Below are 15,757 nucleotides of genomic sequence, written 5' to 3' on the forward strand. Positions count from 1 at the left end.
AACGACCAGCTTTTGTGACGTTATCGGTCCGTTAGGGTTAATAGCAGGTAAACTCGCGGTAGAATTTTCGCGGAGACCTGGCGATACCGCCCCGTCTTTATCATCCGCAGGTTGATCGCATTAACCCTTGCGTTACCATGTTCCTTTACGGTCCGGCGAGATTTGAAGGTTCGGAGCGACTAGCATGTCGGGAAGCGGCAGCGCACAACAGGATGTGGATATCGACCTCGGCGGCCTGTTTCGCGCCGTCTGGGATCGGCGCGTCAAGGTTTTGCTCGCCACCGTCGCTGTGGCGGCGCTTGCCTTCGGCGCAGCAAAGATGATCGCGCCGGATTACCAGAGCGAAACCCGTGTGCTCATCGAATCGCGCGAGCCGGAGTTCAGCGGCCCCAACCAGGCTTCCCAGGCGGGCGCCGACCGCGTCTTCGATGAATCCGGCATCCTCAGCCAGGTACAGGTGCTCAAGTCGGCCGATCTCATCAAGCAGGTCGCCCGCAACATGAAGCTCTATGAGCTCAAGGAATTCGACCCGTCGTCGGCGCCCTCGGCGCTTTCGGATCTTCTCGTCATGCTCGGGCTGAAGAAGAACCCGCTGGAGATGCCGCCCGAGGAGAGGGTGCTCAAGGAATTCTCCGACAAGCTCCAGGTCTACCAGGTGGAGAAGTCGCGGGTGATTGCGATTGGCTTCACCTCGAAGGACCGCCAGCTTGCGGCCGCCGTGCCCAACGAGATGGCGAAGGTCTTCCTGGCACTCCAGAGCGGTGCGAAACTCGACACCAATTCCGAGGCGACACGCTGGCTCGAACCGGAGATCGCCAATCTGCGCGAGAAGGTGCGCGACGCCGAGGCGAAGGTGGCGGCCTACCGCGCCTCGTCGGATCTGCTGCCAACCGGCGAAACCACCAACTTCGCGACGCGGCAGCTCACGGATATCTCGACGGAGCTGACCCGGGTGCGCGGCGAGCGTGCCAATGCGGAGGCGCGTGCCGCCGGCGTGCGTTCGGCGCTTGCGAGCGGCCGCGCGCCGGACACCATCGCCGACGTCGTCGGTTCACAGATGATCCAGCGGCTGAAGGAAACCGAGGCCAATCTCCAGGCGCAGGTCGCCGATCTTTCGACGACCCTGCTCGACGGTCATCCGCGCCTGAAGGCGCTGAAGTCGCAGCTCGAAGGCATCCGCGGCCAGATCAGCTCCGAGACCCGCAAGATCCTGACGAGCCTTGAAAACGAGGCGAAGGTCGGTGAACTGCGCGAACAGCAGTTGACCCAGCAGCTGAATGCGCTGAAGGCGCAGTCGGCTCGGGCGGGCGAAGAAGAGGTGGGGCTGCGCGCGCTCGAGCGCGAGGCAACGGCGCAGCGGCAATTGCTGGAGACCTATCTCGCGCGCTATCGCGAAGCGACATCGCGCACGGTGGAGAATGCGACGCCGGCCGATGCACGGGTCATTTCGAGTGCCGTGGTTCCGACCGGCGCGAGTTTCCCGAAAGTGCTGCCGATCACGGTCGTCGCAGCGCTTGCCACGTTCCTCCTGACCTGCGTTGGCATCATGCTCGGCGAGCTTTTCAGCGGACGAGCCTTGCGGCCGGTCGCGGCTACGGGCGAACGGGCACCGGTCCACCCGCGTCCGGCGCTGGCCGCAAGCGTCGCCGATTTGCCGCCGGTCGAGATGGCTCAGGCTTCGCCTGCAATTGCGCCCGCGGCAGATGACGCCGTCGACTTGCTGCCTGCGATGGACGTGTCGCTTGCACCGGACATGGAGGAAGAGGCCGCCGAGGCGGATTTCTCGATCGAGGCCGTCGCCGAGCATCTGCGCGCCACCAACGTGCGCGTTGCGATTTCGGTTTCGCCCGGCGGAGACGAGGGTTCTACCGCCACCGTGATGCTCGCCCGGTTGCTGGCCGAAGAGGAGCTGATGGTCGTATTGATCGACCTGACGGGTTCTGCCTGCCCGACACGCCTGATGGCGCGCTCGCAGCAGCTTCCTGGTATCACCAACCTGCTGGCGGGGGAGGTGCCCTTCACGGACACGATCCACGCCGACCGTTTTTCCGACGCGCACATCATTCCTCAGGGCGATGCCGATCCGCGTCAGGCGATGCGCGGCATCGACCGGCTGAAGATGATCATCGACGCCTTGACCAACGCCTATGATCTCGTCCTGCTCGAATGCGGCCCTGCCGATGAAATGGCTGTTGAGAAGATCGCTGGCCGCGATGGCGCGGAAATCATCCTGTCGGCGCCGTCGGTGAGCGATGAGCGGATCGTCGAGGTGCTGACCGGATTCGGCGCAGCGGGCTATCGCGACATCGTGCTGATGACCGGCCAGGTACAATCGGACCCCGAATACCCGGACCGCGACGCGGCATAATGGTCTCGCCGGCCACCGGCGACAACGCGCCTGGGCCTCGTCCTCTATCTAGGTTATCAGTCGGCGCTGCTGTCGAAGGTCTTGTCTTGCCTGTGCCGTCGCGTGCGCTGGATGCGGGCATAAACGGCCCGGTTCGCCTTGATCGCCCTTTTTGCCCTCACGACGAGGTGATGCCGCAGGCCTGCGAGCCGGCCGGCGAACGTCACCGGCAACACGATGTCGCGCAGCGGTGTCTCGATCGTGCACCAGGAGCGTTTGTAGGGCTGGTCGCCGACGCCGAAATCGAACAGGCGCACGTCTTCCCCCGATAGGCGCTCGATCATGCGGTAAAACAGCAATTCACCCGGGCTGGCATCGCCGGCCAAAGCTTCGTCGATCGACCCGAACTGGCAGATCACGTGATCTGCCTTGCGGGAAAGTCCGGCGACAGCGACGATGCGGCCGTCGTTTTCGCCCCGCAGGCGGATGGCATTGAGTTCCATGAGTTGAACGTCGTCGCCCAGACGGGCGGCGAGCGCATGGAAAAACGCCTGCGTTTCCTTGTCCTGGAAGACATCGGGAAGGCCGAGCGCAGCAAAACGCGTCGCCTTCTGCCGAAAGAAGGTATCAAGCAGCGCGTGGGCCTCGTCACCCGTACGCGCGACCACATAGTCGTAGCCGCCCATTTCAGCCAGCCGTCGCTCGGAAATGCGCATCTTCTTGCGCCGCCGCTTGGCGTTGAGCTGGGCCAGTGTCGGCTGAATGCCGCCGAGAAGGGGAAGCTGAAACGACGGGTTGGGATTGGCAACGTTCGAAAGCAGGGAGAAGGGGCTGGGGGCACCGCGCCAGTCGCTCGGTAGACGATCGAGCATGACGATGTCGGCAAGGCCGCGCAGCGCGCCACAGATGGCGCGGGCAAGCGCGTCGGCAAGCGCGGGCGTGCTGATGATCGCCGCGGCGTTGGGGGCAAAGAGCCCGGTGTTGAGGTTGCTATGCTCGGTTCCGATCAGCTTTGCCGTTCGAAACAAGCGTCCGCGCGCCACTTCCAGCGGCAGGACGAGCAGGAGTTCGCCATCGAAGGTAACGCGCAGAAGGGCCAGGTCGCTGACATGGGTCGCAGCCCAGGCGCTGCACCATTGATAGGCATGATGCAGCGAGTTCTCAGGAAGACCGTCGAGCACGCGCCACTCGGTTTCGAGCGCCTCCATATTGCGGTGAAGCGAGATTTCGAAGCGGCCGGCGGCATCGGTCGGATCTGCACGCAAGGACGCGTGCGCGCGGCGGTCGCCGGAGCCGTCCATGGTGAGTTCCGAGTTCGTCATCGCAGGTGCCGTCCGGTCCTTGTTGCGGAGAGATTGAACCTCAAGCCCGCTACGATCGCTTTAATTCGGGAATACTTATGAAGCCGATTGGGAATAACCGGCGAACGCGGTTAGCAAAGCGTGAAGCGAGGAATGTGAAGCGCGCGCAAATTTCAATCGAGAAAGCCGGTGGCCAACGCCTTTGCCCATTCCATGCGGTTGCGGCTGGCCGCAAGCTGGGACATTGCCATCCAGTCATAGGGGACATTGCGGAAGGTGACGTGCCACCCCGAGGCCGATTTCTCGATGATCGCGTAGCGGGCGTCCGGGGAGCCCGCTTCGACCTTGTGCGGCACCGGTTGGTCGTCGTCATACCCGGGGCAGCCGACGCTGCCGGGATTGACGACGAGGCGGCCGTCGGAAAGCCGCACGGCGCGCTGGATATGGGTGTGGCCGCACAGGATAACCGGATAGTCGACGCCGGCTGCTTTCGCTTCGATGGCCGAATGCTGCGCCATGTGGACGGTGCCATCGGCCGTCAGGGCCTCCAGCCAGTAGGTCTCGTCATCGGTCGGCGTCGCATGGCACAGGAAGAACGCTTCCTCGTGGACGTGTGCGACGGGCAGGGTCGCCAGCCATTCGCGGTGCTGCGGCTGCAATTGATCATAGGCTGCGCGATCAGATTGCCCCATTTCATGCGGATCCATGGTCAAAAGATAGCGATCGTGATTGCCTCGGATCGAAAGGATCGCCCGTTTGATGAGGATGTCGGCCGTGCGTGCGGCATTGAGGGGGCCGCTCAGATGGTCGCCAAGATTGACGATATCGGTGATCCCTTGCGCATCGATGTCGGCGAGCACCGCTTCGAGCGCAAGATCGTTGCCGTGGATGTCAGCGATAACTGCAAGTCGCATGGGCGTCCCCCCGAATGGCTACCGGATTGAGGATCAACGATCCTTCGCGGGCTTTTCCATCCATTTGATGATCAGCATGGCCGGCAATATCCAGAGCAGGCCGGTGAAGAAGAAGTAGGCCAGATGCACGTACCAGGGGGCAGCGCCGAGCAGCAGCGAGGCGAAGGTGACGGCGGCCAGCGCATAGACGACGACGAGGATGATGATCAGGATCGTGCCGATCAGCTTTCTGAGGCGTACGGGCATTTCATATCTTTCACATGGGCAAATGCGCGCGGAGCGGCCGCGACCGCATGCCGCAAAGGTTTCGGCCTTGTTTTGCATGCCGCTCTGGTGCAAATCAACGGCTTTCCTGAAGGTGCGACCGTTGATCCGTCCGGTTGCACCGCCGACAACCCTGCGACACCAGAGGGAACATGATGGCCGGCGTCGAAATGGCGACTGAACAAATGCTTCGAAACGAGATCGGCAGGACCGACCGCAACCGCCGGCAGATCCGCGGCTGGCTGGCAGTCGTGCTGTTCACCCTCTTTGCCCTGGTGCTCGTCGGCGGCGCGACGCGGCTTACCGAATCGGGCCTCTCCATCACCGAGTGGAAGCCGATCCATGGTGTGATCCCGCCGCTGACGGTCGCCGAGTGGGAAGAGGAATTCCAGCTCTACCAGCGCATTCCGCAGTATCAGCAGATGAACAGCAGCATGACGGTCGACGAGTTCAAGACGATTTTCTGGTGGGAATGGGCGCACCGTCTGCTTGCCCGCACCATCGGCCTGATCTTCGCGTTGCCGCTTGCCTATTTCTGGTTCACCGGAAAGGTCGAGCGCAAGCTGCGCATGCCGCTGCTCGGTATCCTTGCGCTTGGCGGTTTCCAGGGGTTCATCGGTTGGTGGATGGTTTCATCGGGCCTCGTGGAGCGCACCGAGGTCAGCCAGTACCGGCTTGCGACGCATCTCGTCATCGCCTGTCTGATCTTTGCCGCCTGTATGTGGATCTTCCGCGGGCTGAGCGCGCATTCGAATGACACGGCGCCCACCGACCGTTCGCGCAAGATGGCGGCGATCATCGCCATCTTCAGTCTGTTCCAGATCTATCTCGGCGCGCTCGTCGCCGGTCTCGATGCGGGCTTCAGCTACAACACCTGGCCGCTGATGGATGGCGCGATCATCCCGCAGGACCTGTTCCTGCAGCAGCCCTGGTGGATCAACCTGTTCGAGAACCCGAAGACGGTCCAGTTCGTCCACCGCATTGGCGCCTATGTGCTCTTTGCCTTCGCACTGATGCACATGATTGCCTCGCTGCGGGCAGCACCCGAAACCACCCATGCGCGCCGCGCCGTGCTCCTGTTCCTGCTCGTCTCGGTGCAGGCGGTGATCGGCATCACCACGCTGGTGCTGCAGGTGCCGGTCGGCTGGGGCGTGGCGCACCAGGGTGGCGCGCTTGTGGTGCTTGGCTTTGCCATCGCCCACTGGCGCGGTTTCTACGGCGAGTACCCGCGGCCGACGGCGATCGAATTGCGCGACTGACGCCGGACGAGCTCCGGAAAAAGAAAGACCCCGGCGAGCGGCTCGCCGGGGTCTTTTGTTTTGAGCTCAGTGCCGATCAGGCCGACAGCATCAGGTCCATGTTCTGGACCGCCGCGCCCGAGGCGCCCTTGCCGAGATTGTCGAGCAGGGCGACGAGGTTCACATGGTTGCCGCCAGGGGTGCCGAAGACGAAAAGCTTCATCGTGTCCTTGCCGGCAAGCTCGGTGGCGTCGATGCGGCCGAGCTTTTCACTCTCCTGGAGCGACACGACCTCGACGATCGACTGGTCGGCATAATGCGCGACGATTGCAGCATGGATCGTCTCCAGCGTCGTGCCGGCGGCGAGGTCTTCGAGATAGAGCGGCACCTGGACGATCATGCCCTGTGCGAACTTGCCGACCGAGGGCGCAAAGACCGGTGCGCGGTCGAGCAGCCCGTGCATCTTCATCTCGGGCACATGCTTGTGCTTGAGCGTCAGGCCGTAGAGGAAGTGCGGCGCGCTGATGTGATCCGCATTGGTTTCGTCTTCCATCTGCGCGATCATCTGCTTGCCGCCGCCCGTGTAGCCGGAGACCGCGTTGACCGTCACCGGATAGCCGTCCGGCAGGATGCCGGCCTGGCGCAGCGGCCGGATCACGCCGATCGCGCCGGTCGGATAGCAACCGGGATTGGCGACGCAACGGGCGCTGCGGATCTTCTCCGGCTGCGCCTTGTCCATTTCGGCAAAGCCATAGGCCCAGTCGGGCGCAATGCGATGCGCGGTCGAGGTGTCGATGATGCGGACCTTGTTGTTGCCCGAGACCATCGAAACCGCCTCGCGCGAGGCGTCGTCCGGCAGGCAGAGGATGGCGATGTCGGCTTCGTTCAGAAGATCTTCGCGCATCGCGGCGTTGCGTCGTTCCGCTTCCGGAATGGAAAGCAGTTCGAGATCGCTACGGCCGGCCATGCGCGTGCGGATCTGCAGGCCCGTGGTGCCGTGTTCGCCATCGATGAAGATCTTCGGTTTCATGATTTTCCCGTTCTGCCAGACAGTTAGAAGCCGTTCCGGAATCATTCTGGCATAGAATTGAATCAATTTCTCAACGGGCCGGCGGAACGCCGCCAAACCCACCTGTTCCTATATAAGCAGCGGCCATTCACCGCAACGGCAGCGCTCAGCGAAGCGGCGCACGCTCGGCAAGCTTCTCCGCATGCAGGCCCAGCATATACATCGCGACCGTCGCACCGGCGATTGCGGTGACGTCGGCATGGTCATAGGCTGGCGCCACTTCGACGACGTCGCTGCCGACCACGGTCAGCGCTCCGAGCTTGCGCAGGACAGAGAGGATCTTGGCACTCGACGGGCCGCCGGCGACCGGTGTGCCGGTGCCAGGCGCGTAAGCCGGGTCGAGGCAGTCGATATCAAAGGTCAGATAGGCCTTGCGCTCGCCGACCTGCCTTATGATCGTCTCGGCGATCTCGCCAGCGCTCATCTCTTCGACGTCGTAGCCATAGAGAATGCGGATGCCGCAATCCTCAGGCGCGTGCGTGCGGATGCCGATCTGGATCGAGGCATCTATATCGATCAGGCCCTCGCGCGCCGCACGGCCGACAAAGGAGCCGTGGTCGATGCGCCCGCGTTCATCCGGCCAGGTATCCTGGTGGGCGTCGAACTGGACGAGGGCGAGGGGGCCGTGCAGAGCCGCCTGCGCCTTCAGGATCGGGTAGGTGACGAAGTGGTCGCCGCCCAGCGCTTGCAGATAGGCGCCATTCCTGATGATCTTAGTCGCTTCGCGTTCGATCGTTGCCGGCGTCTTCGAATGATTGCCATAGTCGAGCAGGCAGTCGCCATAGTCGACCGTCGCCATCTCCGCGAAGAGATCGCGGTCGAACGGGTACTGCGGATCGTTGTCGAAGATTGCCGAGGCGCGGCGGATCGCCTGCGGCCCGAAGCGCGCGCCGGGGCGGTTCGAAGTGGCGGCGTCGAAGGGAATGCCCCAGACGACGGCATCGACACCCTTCAACTGCTTCGAATATTTGCGGCGCATGAAGGAGAGAATCCCGGCATGGGTCGGATCGGACGCCGCCGATGTGAGTGAGCGCGCCGTCAGCGCATGATCGATCGTCCTGTTCGCCATATCCCGCCTCTGCCTCGGAGCCGGAAAGCGCGCATCCTCTGCGCGCATCCCGCTCAAACCTGTGGTGGCGGAAGGTTGGACAATCGTTGCCGGCAAGGCAAGGCCCTGCCGGCCGTTTCTTCCGCGATTACGAGGCCTTGGCTTCGTAGGTCGGGGCGAAATCGCCAAGCGCCTTGGCTTCGGTGATGCGCGCGGCGATATCCTCTTCGATTATCGTTTCCAGCTGGGCGAAACTGTCGATCACGTAATAGATCGGCTGGACGATATCGATGCGATAGGGCGTGCGCAGCACGGTCATCAGGTCGAACGGGCGGAACTCGACACCTGGGGTTCCCATCGCATTCCGAGTCTCGTTGGGCGAAGACACGATGCCTGCGCCATAGCAGCGGCGGCCCTTCGACGTGTTGATCAGCCCGAACTCGACGGTGAACCAGAAGATCCGGAACATGTGCCAGGAATAGCCCTTGCCGAGCGAAACCGCCTTTTCGCCGAAGCGGCGGACGAAATTGGCGTAGCTCTGGTTGGTCAATAGCGGGCAGTGACCGAAGACCTCGTGGAAGATGTCGGGTTCTTCGATGTAATCGATATGCTCGCGGCGGCGAATGAAGGTCGCCAGCGGAAACTTGCCTTGGGACAGCAGTTCGTAGAAGCGGGACGGCGGAATGAGGGCGGGAACACCTTCGACACCGAAGCCGGTGGTTTCGGCAAGGCGGCGGTTCACGTCCTTCAACTGCGGCACGTGGTCAGGGCCGAGATCGAGCGTCTTGGCGCCCTCGAGGTATTCGTCGCACGCCTTGTCGGCCAGAAGCTTCATCTGCCGCTGGTACAGTTCGCCCCAGATCGAATCTTCTTCCGGGGTATAGTGATAGGTGCCGTCCGATTCCGGCAGTTTGGCCGTGTAGCTGCTTTCCTTCGTCATGACGTCTCCTCATTCGTCAGATGAACTCTCCTGTTGCAATTGTATCGCGGATGGAGCGAGTATTTGTTCCACAGTTGCCACGTTGACGCCTGATCGCGGGAGGAAAATTCGAAATGCCTGCTGATGTGAAAGAAAGTCTTCAGCCTGTGCGAAAGCTGCTGCGGCTCATTCAGGCCGATAGCGGCCAGTCGCTCTCCGATCTCGCGGAGAAAGCCGGCATGTCGCAAAGCTCGGCCTGGCGGCGGCTGCAGGAACTGGAGACGGATGGCGTCATTCGCAAGCGCGTGGCGCTGCTCGATCCGGCAAAGCTCGACCTGAAACTCTGCATCATCGCCCATGTGACGCTCGAAGATCATCACGACGAGGCGATTGCCGCCTTTTCCGCCGTCGTGCGCGACCGGCCGGAGATCATGGAGTGCTACGCTCTATCTGGCACATTCGACTACATGCTGAAGATCCGCGCCAATGACGTCGAAAGCTACGATACCTTCATGACGCGCTATCTGATGCGCAATCCCCATGTGCGCACCGTGGTGTCGAGCTTCGTCCTGCGCGAACTCAAGTCGACGACGGAGTTGCCGATTTAGCCCGCTTGCCGGCGGCGACCGTGCGCAGCCGCAGAACTAGGGGCGTTCGAAACCGTATTGGCGCTCGATCTTGCCCACACGAACCTGATAATCCTCGTACCAGCGCTCGCGGCCGAGGCGCTGGGCCGTCAGGTGGCGGACATTGTTTTTCCAGGCCGCGATGCTCTCCTCATCCGCCCAGTAGGAATTGGTTAGGCCGAAGCCGTCGGCGCCGCGCACGCTTTCGAGACCGAGAAAACCCGGCTGCTCGCGCGCAAGTCGCTCCATTTCGTCTCCCATGTTGTCGTAGCCGTGGTCGCCTGCCGTGCGCCGCGAGGCGAACGTGACGATGTAATAGGGCGGCTCTGGGGTCTTGGCGACGGGGGAGCTTGTCATGCTGTGCCTCGAGGGGTCGACGTTGCGGGAAACGGTGCGGCGGATGATAACAAAAAAAGGCGGAGCAAAGCCCCGCCTTTCCAAGTGTCGCAGTTGAAGCGATTAACGCTTCGAGAACTGGAACGAACGACGTGCCTTCGCACGGCCGTACTTCTTACGCTCGACCACACGGCTGTCGCGGGTGAGGAAGCCACCGCGCTTCAGGACCGAGCGCAGGCCCGGTTCGAAGTAGGTGAGTGCCTTGGAGATGCCGTGACGAACGGCACCGGCCTGGCCGGAAAGACCACCGCCAGCAACGGTCGCGTCGATGTCGAACTGGCCGTCACGGGCAGCAGCGACGATCGGCTGCTGCAGGATCATCTGCAGAACCGGACGGGCGAAGTAAGCCGCGTAGGGCTTGCCGTTGATGGTGATCTTGCCGGTGCCCGGCTTGACCCATACGCGGGCGACAGCGTCCTTACGCTTGCCGGTCGCGTAGGAGCGACCCTGGGCGTCGACCTTCTTGACGTGAACCGGAGCAGCCGGTTCCGCGGTCGTGGCGATTTCCTTGAGAGCGGAAAGGTCAGCCATTATCAGGCGCTCCTTGTGTTCTTGCTGTTCAGCTTGGCGACGTCGAGGACGGCCGGCTGCTGTGCTTCATGCGGGTGGTTGGCGCCTGCGTATACGCGCAGGTTCTTCATCTGGCGACGGCCGAGCGGACCGCGCGGAACCATGCGCTCGACGGCCTTCTCGATGACGCGCTCCGGGAAGCGGCCTTCGATGATCTGGCGCGCGGTGCGCTCCTTGATGCCGCCGGGGTAGCCGGTGTGCCAGTAGTACTTCTTGTCGGTGTACTTCTTGCCCGTCAGAACTGCCTTCTCGGCGTTGATGACGATGACGTTGTCGCCGTCGTCAACATGCGGGGTGAAGGTAGCTTTGTGCTTGCCGCGCAGGCGGTTTGCGATGAGGGAAGCGAGGCGACCAACAACGAGGCCTTCGGCGTCGATGATGATCCACTTCTTCTCCACCTCTGCAGGCTTCTGAACGAAGGTTGCCATATCAAAAATCTTTCTTTGGACCCGAGCGGCGAACCGCTGGGCGTTTCTTGTTGCTTGGTTTTGTCCAGTTTCCCGGGCAAAAGAGAAAGCGGCCCTCAGAGGACCGCGATCTGCGGCAGCTTATACGCAAGTGCGAAACAAGCGTCAAGAACGCGAAATCTGCGGCATGGAAATAAAGATAAGCAAAAACAATATGTTATATGTATGGTATTTTGATACCACAAATTATCGCGGCGGAATCGAATAGGTCGCTGTGGCATGCGCAACGAGGTCGTCGTCGCCAAACGTGACGATCGACGCGTCGAGAACGGCGAGCCGCTTGCCGAGTTTGAGGATGCGGCAGGTGCATTCGAGCGGTTCCGGCTCGGGCTTGCGCAGGAAGTTGATGTTGAGATTGGTGGTGACGGCAAGCGCAACCGGTCCGATATGGGCGATCAATGCGATATAGGCCGAGACGTCCGCGAGCGCGAAAAGGGTAGGGCCGGAAACCGTGCCGCCTGGCCGGATATGCCGTTCGTTCGGATCGAGCCGCATGGTGGCAAAGCCGGGTCCAACAGCCGTGACATGGAAGACCTTGCCGTCGGTATGGACCTGCGGGAAATCCGTGTCGAGAAATCGGTTGAGGTCGTCGACGGTCATGATCGGCTCGATGGTCATGCATTCTATCCTTCAACATGTCTGTCCGTCACCTGAAACCGGCTGGTGGCCGGACGCAAGGCGGAAAATGGTCGTAGGCGGAATGCGTCACGGGGGTGTGCCTGTCGGCTTGCACGGCACGCGTGGCCGGCGTACCACCAACCAAATTCAAGTTTCAGGAGAAGAAGATGGCCGACGTCGTGTCGTTCAAGAAGGAAGAGCCGAACGGCCTGCTGCTGCGTGAACAGTCTGGACCCGTCTTGCGGTTGACACTCAACAACCCGCCGGCCAACGTGCTGTCGATCGCCATGATGGAGGCGCTGCACGCCGAGTTCGATGCGGTCGCCACCTCCAAGGACATCAGGGTCGTCGTGCTCGCCGCCACGGGCAAGCTGTTTTCCGCCGGTCACGATCTGAAAGAAATGACTGCGCACCGCGAAGACGACGACCGGGGCAGGGCCTTCTTCGAACGGACGATCCGCCTCTGCGGCGATCTCATGCTGAAAATCACGCGGTTGCCGCAGGCCGTCATCGCCGAGATCGATGGTTTGGCAACGGCAGCTGGCTGCCAGCTCGTCGCAAGCTGTGACCTCGCGATCTGCACCGACAGCTCCACCTTCTGCACGCCCGGTGTCAATATCGGCCTCTTCTGCTCGACGCCGATGGTCGCGCTCACGCGTGCGGCACATCGCAAGCAGGCGATGGAAATGCTGCTCACCGGCGAGACCATCGACGCTTCGACCGCCAAGGATTTCGGTCTCGTCAACCGCATCGTACCGCAGCAGTACCTGCGCCAGGTGGTCGACAAATACGCAGCAGTCATTGCCTCGAAGTCGCCACAGGCGCTGAAGATCGGCAAGGAGGCCTTCTATCGCCAGGCGGAGATGGACCTGCCAGAGGCCTACGATTATGCCGTCGGCGTCATGGTCGAGAACATGCTCGCGCGTGATGCCGAGGACGGTATCGGCGCATTCCTCGGCAAGCGCATGCCAGAATGGAAGGAAGACTGACGCTCAGGCGAGCTTCAGGAGCAGGGCGCCGAGCGCGATAACGCAGGCCGCTGCGATGCGCCAGACGCTGACCGGTTCCTTGAGGAACACGACCGAGATCACCACGGCAAAGAGGATCGAGGTCTCGCGGAGTGCCGCGACGGTTGCAACCGGCGCCTTGGTCATCGCCCAGAGCGCCAGGCCATAGGCGCCGATCGAGCCGGCGCCGCCGATGAGGCCCCGCCACCAGTTCTTGTAGACGTGGCGGGCGACCGGCTTGATGCCGCGCCGGGCAAAGGCCCAGGTGAAAAGCAGAACCGGCGGCAGCAGCGCCATCCACAGCGTGTAGGAGATCGCATTGCCCGAGACGCGCGCGCCGATGCCGTCGACAAAGGTGTAACTTGCGATGACGCAGGCATTGAGCAGCGCAAGCACGATCGCGTTCTTGCCGCCCTTGCGCGACTCGAAGGCGAGTGTCAGCACCCCGGCAGAGATCGTTAGGATACCGATCATCGTTCCGAAGGTGAGCTTTTCGCCGATCAATGCCCCACTGGTCATCGCGACGATCAACGGCGCCGCTCCGCGCATCAGCGGATAGACAAGGCCGATGTCGCCGGCGCGATAGGATGCGGCGACGAGCTGGAAATAGGCGAACTGGAACAGTGCCGAAACCAGGATGTATGGCCACGCTTCCGGTTTGGGCAACGGCATGAACGGCAGGAAGGGGATGGCGACGGCCGCGGCCCCGAGCGCGATCATCGCAGCGTCGAGCGACTTTTCCGTTCCCGCCTTGACCAACGCATTCCAGGTCGCGTGCAACAACGCCCCGAACAGGACGAGCGCAATGACATCAAGCGGCAAGATTGAAACCTCGGAAACGGTGTAGCGGGCGTTGAGACGCTTGTCGCGCCGCACGGGCGCAAAAGCAACCGGAAAGTCTTGCGGAAGCGGCAATCTTTGGCGGGGGACGAGCGGGCCGCACGGTTGACTTGGCCGGCCTCGCCATCATTATACGACCGTTTAACACGAACGGATCCGAAGCTGCAGATGAACCACGACGCTTACCCGGACTATTATCTCGCAGACATCCTGCGCGAGACCAAGACGATCGCCCTTGTCGGCGCTTCGCCGAATCCTGAGCGTCCGAGCCATCGGGTCATGGCGTTTCTGCTGCGCAAGGGCTACCGGGTGATCCCGATCAATCCCGGGCATGTCGGCAAGAGCATCCAGGGCCAGGCCGTGGTCGGCCGCCTCGCCGATATCAAGGAGCCGATCGATATGGTCGACGTCTTCCGCGCTGCCGACGCCCTGCCGGCGCTCGTCGACGAGATTCTCGCGTTGGAGACGCTGCCGAAGGCGATCTGGGGTCAGCTCTCCGTGCGCCATGACGGCGCTGCGGCGAAAGCGGAAGCCGCCGGCATCAAGGTGGTCATGGACCGCTGTCCGGCGATCGAGTACCCACGCCTGATCGGCTGATCTCGGGCGGCACATCGCCGGCGGACCATACAACCGTCAGTTCTTGAAAAATCCTCTTTGACCGCATGCGAAGGCTCTGGAATAGTGCCGCGGCTTGCGCGTGCAACTGCGCAGGTTCGATAGCGGTTCACGCGTAGATTCAAGGTGATAGAGCGTCTCCGGCGTGCCGGTTGGCGGCCGCGCTCTGGTCACGGGAGGGACGAAATGACGAAAGACAATCCTGGTTTCAACACGCTCGCAATCCATGCGGGGGCGCAACCTGACCCAACCACGGGTGCACGGGCGACGCCGATCTACCAGACGACGAGCTTCGTCTTCAACGACACCGACCATGCGGCGGCACTCTTCGGTCTCCAGCAGTTCGGCAACATCTATACCCGCATCATGAACCCGACGCAGGCAGTGCTCGAAGAGCGTATTGCCGCGCTCGAAGGCGGCACGGCGGCGCTCGCCGTCGCCTCCGGCCACGCCGCACAGCTCCTCGTCTTCCACACGATCATGAGCCCGGGCGACAATTTCATTGCCGCCAACCGGCTTTATGGCGGCTCGGTCAACCAGTTCGGCCACGCCTTCAAGTCCTTCGACTGGCAGGTCCGCTGGGCCGACCCTGCCGATCCGGCTTCCATTGAGGCGAAGATCGATCGGCGCACCAAGGCGATCTTCATCGAGAGCCTCGCCAATCCCGGCGGCACCTTCGTCGATATTGCCGCCATCGCCGAGGTTGCCCGCAAGCACGACCTGCCCCTGATCGTCGACAACACCATGGCCACACCTTACCTGTTGCGGCCGCTGGAGCATGGCGCCGATATCGTCGTGCATTCGCTGACGAAGTTCATCGGCGGCCATGGCAACTCCATGGGCGGCGTCATCGTCGATGGCGGCACCTTCGACTGGTCGAAGTCCGGCAAGTATCCGATGCTGTCCGAACCGCGTCCGGAGTATGCCGGCGTCGTGCTGCATCAGACCTTCGGTAACATCGCCTTCGCCATCGCCGCGCGCGTCCTCGGCCTGCGCGATTTCGGTCCGGCGATCTCGCCGTTCAATGCCTTCATGCTGGTGACCGGCTCCGAAACGCTGCCGCTGCGCATGCAGCGCCATTGCGACAACGCACTTGCGGTCGCCAAGTGGCTGAAGACGCACGACAAGATTTCCTGGGTCAACTATGCCGGGCTGGAGGACGACCCGAACCACGCCCTGCAGCAGCGCTATTCGCCGAAGGGCGCCGGTGCCGTCTTCACCTTCGGGCTCAAGGGTGGCTACGAGGCGGGCAAGCGTTTCGTCGAGGGGCTGGAAATGTTCTCGCACCTCGCCAATATCGGCGACACGCGCTCGCTCGTCATTCACCCAGCCTCGACCACGCACCGCCAGCTCACGCCCGAGCAGCAGGTGGCGGCCGGTGCCGGCCCTGACGTCGTGCGCCTGTCGGTCGGCATTGAGGATGTCTCGGACATCATCGCCGATCTCGAACAGTCGTTGGCAAAGCTTTGAAACACTAGCCGCGAAGGGCGCGTCAGCGCGCTCTTCGCAAGGGTGCCA

Annotated in this window: 17 protein-coding genes; 6 read left to right on the forward strand and 11 right to left on the reverse strand. The window is 62.5% G+C overall.

Translation table 11 applies throughout. The features are described 5' to 3' along the window. The first annotated feature begins 184 nt into the window (after positions 1-184). Complete coding sequence (locus IB263_RS06370; protein WP_192437959.1) at positions 185-2,368, forward strand: exopolysaccharide transport family protein; 2,184 nt, start codon at positions 185-187, stop codon at positions 2,366-2,368. A 56-nt stretch (positions 2,369-2,424) separates the two neighbouring features. Here the strand turns inward: IB263_RS06370 and IB263_RS06375 are convergent, their stop codons facing one another. The 3 genes from IB263_RS06375 to IB263_RS06385 all read right to left on the reverse strand — a co-directional run bounded on the left by IB263_RS06375 (position 2,425) and on the right by IB263_RS06385 (position 4,808). Further along, the gene (locus IB263_RS06375; RefSeq protein WP_192437961.1) at positions 2,425-3,669 is read right to left on the reverse strand and encodes a GNAT family N-acetyltransferase; all 1,245 of its coding nucleotides are present in this window, start codon (positions 3,667-3,669) and stop codon (positions 2,425-2,427) included. A 152-nt stretch (positions 3,670-3,821) separates the two neighbouring features. Continuing rightward, positions 3,822-4,562, reverse strand: coding sequence for a metallophosphoesterase (locus IB263_RS06380; RefSeq protein WP_060580882.1), 741 nt, complete (start codon positions 4,560-4,562; stop codon positions 3,822-3,824). 33 nt (positions 4,563-4,595) lie between these two features. Beyond that, complete coding sequence (locus IB263_RS06385) at positions 4,596-4,808, reverse strand: DUF2842 domain-containing protein (RefSeq protein WP_034804246.1); 213 nt, start codon at positions 4,806-4,808, stop codon at positions 4,596-4,598. A gap of 173 nt (positions 4,809-4,981) precedes the next feature. Between IB263_RS06385 and IB263_RS06390 the strand changes: the two genes are divergently transcribed. Continuing rightward, positions 4,982-6,085, forward strand: a complete 1,104-nt coding sequence (locus IB263_RS06390) for a COX15/CtaA family protein (protein WP_034803680.1) — start codon at positions 4,982-4,984, stop codon at positions 6,083-6,085. Between the two features lie 76 nt (positions 6,086-6,161). Here IB263_RS06390 and argC read toward each other — a convergent pair whose 3' ends face one another. From argC to IB263_RS06405, 3 genes are all read right to left on the reverse strand, one after another. After that, a complete protein-coding gene (argC, locus tag IB263_RS06395) occupies positions 6,162-7,094 on the reverse strand; it encodes an N-acetyl-gamma-glutamyl-phosphate reductase (RefSeq protein WP_192437963.1) in 933 nt (310 codons plus the stop codon). A 145-nt stretch (positions 7,095-7,239) separates the two neighbouring features. After that, a complete protein-coding gene (gene speB / locus IB263_RS06400) occupies positions 7,240-8,202 on the reverse strand; it encodes an agmatinase (RefSeq protein ID WP_192437965.1) in 963 nt (320 codons plus the stop codon). Positions 8,203-8,329: 127 nt separating this feature from the next. Continuing rightward, positions 8,330-9,121, reverse strand: coding sequence for a phenylalanine 4-monooxygenase (locus tag IB263_RS06405; RefSeq protein ID WP_192437967.1), 792 nt, complete (start codon positions 9,119-9,121; stop codon positions 8,330-8,332). Between the two features lie 113 nt (positions 9,122-9,234). Between IB263_RS06405 and IB263_RS06410 the strand changes: the two genes are divergently transcribed. Further along, positions 9,235-9,708, forward strand: coding sequence for an Lrp/AsnC family transcriptional regulator (locus IB263_RS06410; RefSeq protein ID WP_060522181.1), 474 nt, complete (start codon positions 9,235-9,237; stop codon positions 9,706-9,708). Between the two features lie 36 nt (positions 9,709-9,744). On the opposite strand, the gene IB263_RS06415 is transcribed toward IB263_RS06410, so the two are convergent. From IB263_RS06415 to IB263_RS06430, 4 genes are all read right to left on the reverse strand, one after another. Next, on the reverse strand, positions 9,745-10,083 hold the full coding sequence (locus tag IB263_RS06415) for an antibiotic biosynthesis monooxygenase (RefSeq protein ID WP_060580878.1): 339 nt from the start codon (positions 10,081-10,083) through the stop codon (positions 9,745-9,747). A 102-nt stretch (positions 10,084-10,185) separates the two neighbouring features. Further along, positions 10,186-10,653, reverse strand: coding sequence for a 30S ribosomal protein S9 (gene rpsI, locus IB263_RS06420; protein ID WP_034803667.1), 468 nt, complete (start codon positions 10,651-10,653; stop codon positions 10,186-10,188). A gap of 2 nt (positions 10,654-10,655) precedes the next feature. Further along, positions 10,656-11,120: a 50S ribosomal protein L13 gene (gene rplM / locus IB263_RS06425; protein ID WP_057252379.1), complete on the reverse strand. Its 465-nt coding sequence runs from the start codon at positions 11,118-11,120 to the stop codon at positions 10,656-10,658. 225 nt (positions 11,121-11,345) lie between these two features. Continuing rightward, positions 11,346-11,777 carry a PaaI family thioesterase gene (locus IB263_RS06430; protein ID WP_192437969.1) on the reverse strand — a complete coding sequence of 144 codons (432 nt, stop codon included), beginning with the start codon at positions 11,775-11,777 and terminating at the stop codon, positions 11,346-11,348. Positions 11,778-11,944: 167 nt separating this feature from the next. On the opposite strand from IB263_RS06430, the gene IB263_RS06435 reads away from it, so the two are divergent. Then, positions 11,945-12,766 (forward strand): enoyl-CoA hydratase, encoded by an 822-nt coding sequence (locus tag IB263_RS06435; RefSeq protein ID WP_060580877.1) that lies wholly within the window; start codon positions 11,945-11,947, stop codon positions 12,764-12,766. A 3-nt stretch (positions 12,767-12,769) separates the two neighbouring features. Here IB263_RS06435 and IB263_RS06440 read toward each other — a convergent pair whose 3' ends face one another. Beyond that, entirely contained in the window at positions 12,770-13,606 is an 837-nt protein-coding gene (locus tag IB263_RS06440) for a DMT family transporter (RefSeq protein WP_034804240.1), read from the reverse strand. Positions 13,607-13,792: 186 nt separating this feature from the next. Between IB263_RS06440 and IB263_RS06445 the strand changes: the two genes are divergently transcribed. Both IB263_RS06445 and IB263_RS06450 read left to right on the forward strand, forming a co-directional pair. Then, a complete protein-coding gene (locus IB263_RS06445; RefSeq protein WP_034803659.1) occupies positions 13,793-14,221 on the forward strand; it encodes a CoA-binding protein in 429 nt (142 codons plus the stop codon). A gap of 204 nt (positions 14,222-14,425) precedes the next feature. Continuing rightward, positions 14,426-15,709 carry an O-acetylhomoserine aminocarboxypropyltransferase gene (locus IB263_RS06450; protein ID WP_034803656.1) on the forward strand — a complete coding sequence of 428 codons (1,284 nt, stop codon included), beginning with the start codon at positions 14,426-14,428 and terminating at the stop codon, positions 15,707-15,709. Positions 15,710-15,757 lie beyond the last annotated feature (48 nt).

Origin of the sequence: Ensifer sp. ENS03, from assembly GCF_014852035.1 — a bacterium.
Classification (GTDB): domain Bacteria; phylum Pseudomonadota; class Alphaproteobacteria; order Rhizobiales; family Rhizobiaceae; genus Ensifer; species Ensifer adhaerens.

What these genes read in the sequence shown, in the direction of transcription:
- IB263_RS06390 (WP_034803680.1), top strand. Translation starts at nt 4,982, where the DNA reads ATGGCCGGCGTCGAAATGGCGACTGAACAAATGCTTCGAAACGAGATC.
- rplM (WP_057252379.1), bottom strand. Translation starts at nt 11,120, where the DNA reads ATGGCAACCTTCGTTCAGAAGCCTGCAGAGGTGGAGAAGAAGTGGATC.
- IB263_RS06430 (WP_192437969.1), bottom strand. Translation starts at nt 11,777, where the DNA reads ATGACCATCGAGCCGATCATGACCGTCGACGACCTCAACCGATTTCTC.
- IB263_RS06380 (WP_060580882.1), bottom strand. Translation starts at nt 4,562, where the DNA reads ATGCGACTTGCAGTTATCGCTGACATCCACGGCAACGATCTTGCGCTC.
- rpsI (WP_034803667.1), bottom strand. Translation starts at nt 10,653, where the DNA reads ATGGCTGACCTTTCCGCTCTCAAGGAAATCGCCACGACCGCGGAACCG.
- argC (WP_192437963.1), bottom strand. Translation starts at nt 7,094, where the DNA reads ATGAAACCGAAGATCTTCATCGATGGCGAACACGGCACCACGGGCCTG.
- IB263_RS06405 (WP_192437967.1), bottom strand. Translation starts at nt 9,121, where the DNA reads ATGACGAAGGAAAGCAGCTACACGGCCAAACTGCCGGAATCGGACGGC.
- IB263_RS06415 (WP_060580878.1), bottom strand. Translation starts at nt 10,083, where the DNA reads ATGACAAGCTCCCCCGTCGCCAAGACCCCAGAGCCGCCCTATTACATC.
- IB263_RS06435 (WP_060580877.1), top strand. Translation starts at nt 11,945, where the DNA reads ATGGCCGACGTCGTGTCGTTCAAGAAGGAAGAGCCGAACGGCCTGCTG.
- IB263_RS06410 (WP_060522181.1), top strand. Translation starts at nt 9,235, where the DNA reads ATGCCTGCTGATGTGAAAGAAAGTCTTCAGCCTGTGCGAAAGCTGCTG.
- IB263_RS06370 (WP_192437959.1), top strand. Translation starts at nt 185, where the DNA reads ATGTCGGGAAGCGGCAGCGCACAACAGGATGTGGATATCGACCTCGGC.
- IB263_RS06445 (WP_034803659.1), top strand. Translation starts at nt 13,793, where the DNA reads ATGAACCACGACGCTTACCCGGACTATTATCTCGCAGACATCCTGCGC.
- IB263_RS06450 (WP_034803656.1), top strand. Translation starts at nt 14,426, where the DNA reads ATGACGAAAGACAATCCTGGTTTCAACACGCTCGCAATCCATGCGGGG.
- IB263_RS06385 (WP_034804246.1), bottom strand. Translation starts at nt 4,808, where the DNA reads ATGCCCGTACGCCTCAGAAAGCTGATCGGCACGATCCTGATCATCATC.
- IB263_RS06375 (WP_192437961.1), bottom strand. Translation starts at nt 3,669, where the DNA reads ATGACGAACTCGGAACTCACCATGGACGGCTCCGGCGACCGCCGCGCG.
- speB (WP_192437965.1), bottom strand. Translation starts at nt 8,202, where the DNA reads ATGGCGAACAGGACGATCGATCATGCGCTGACGGCGCGCTCACTCACA.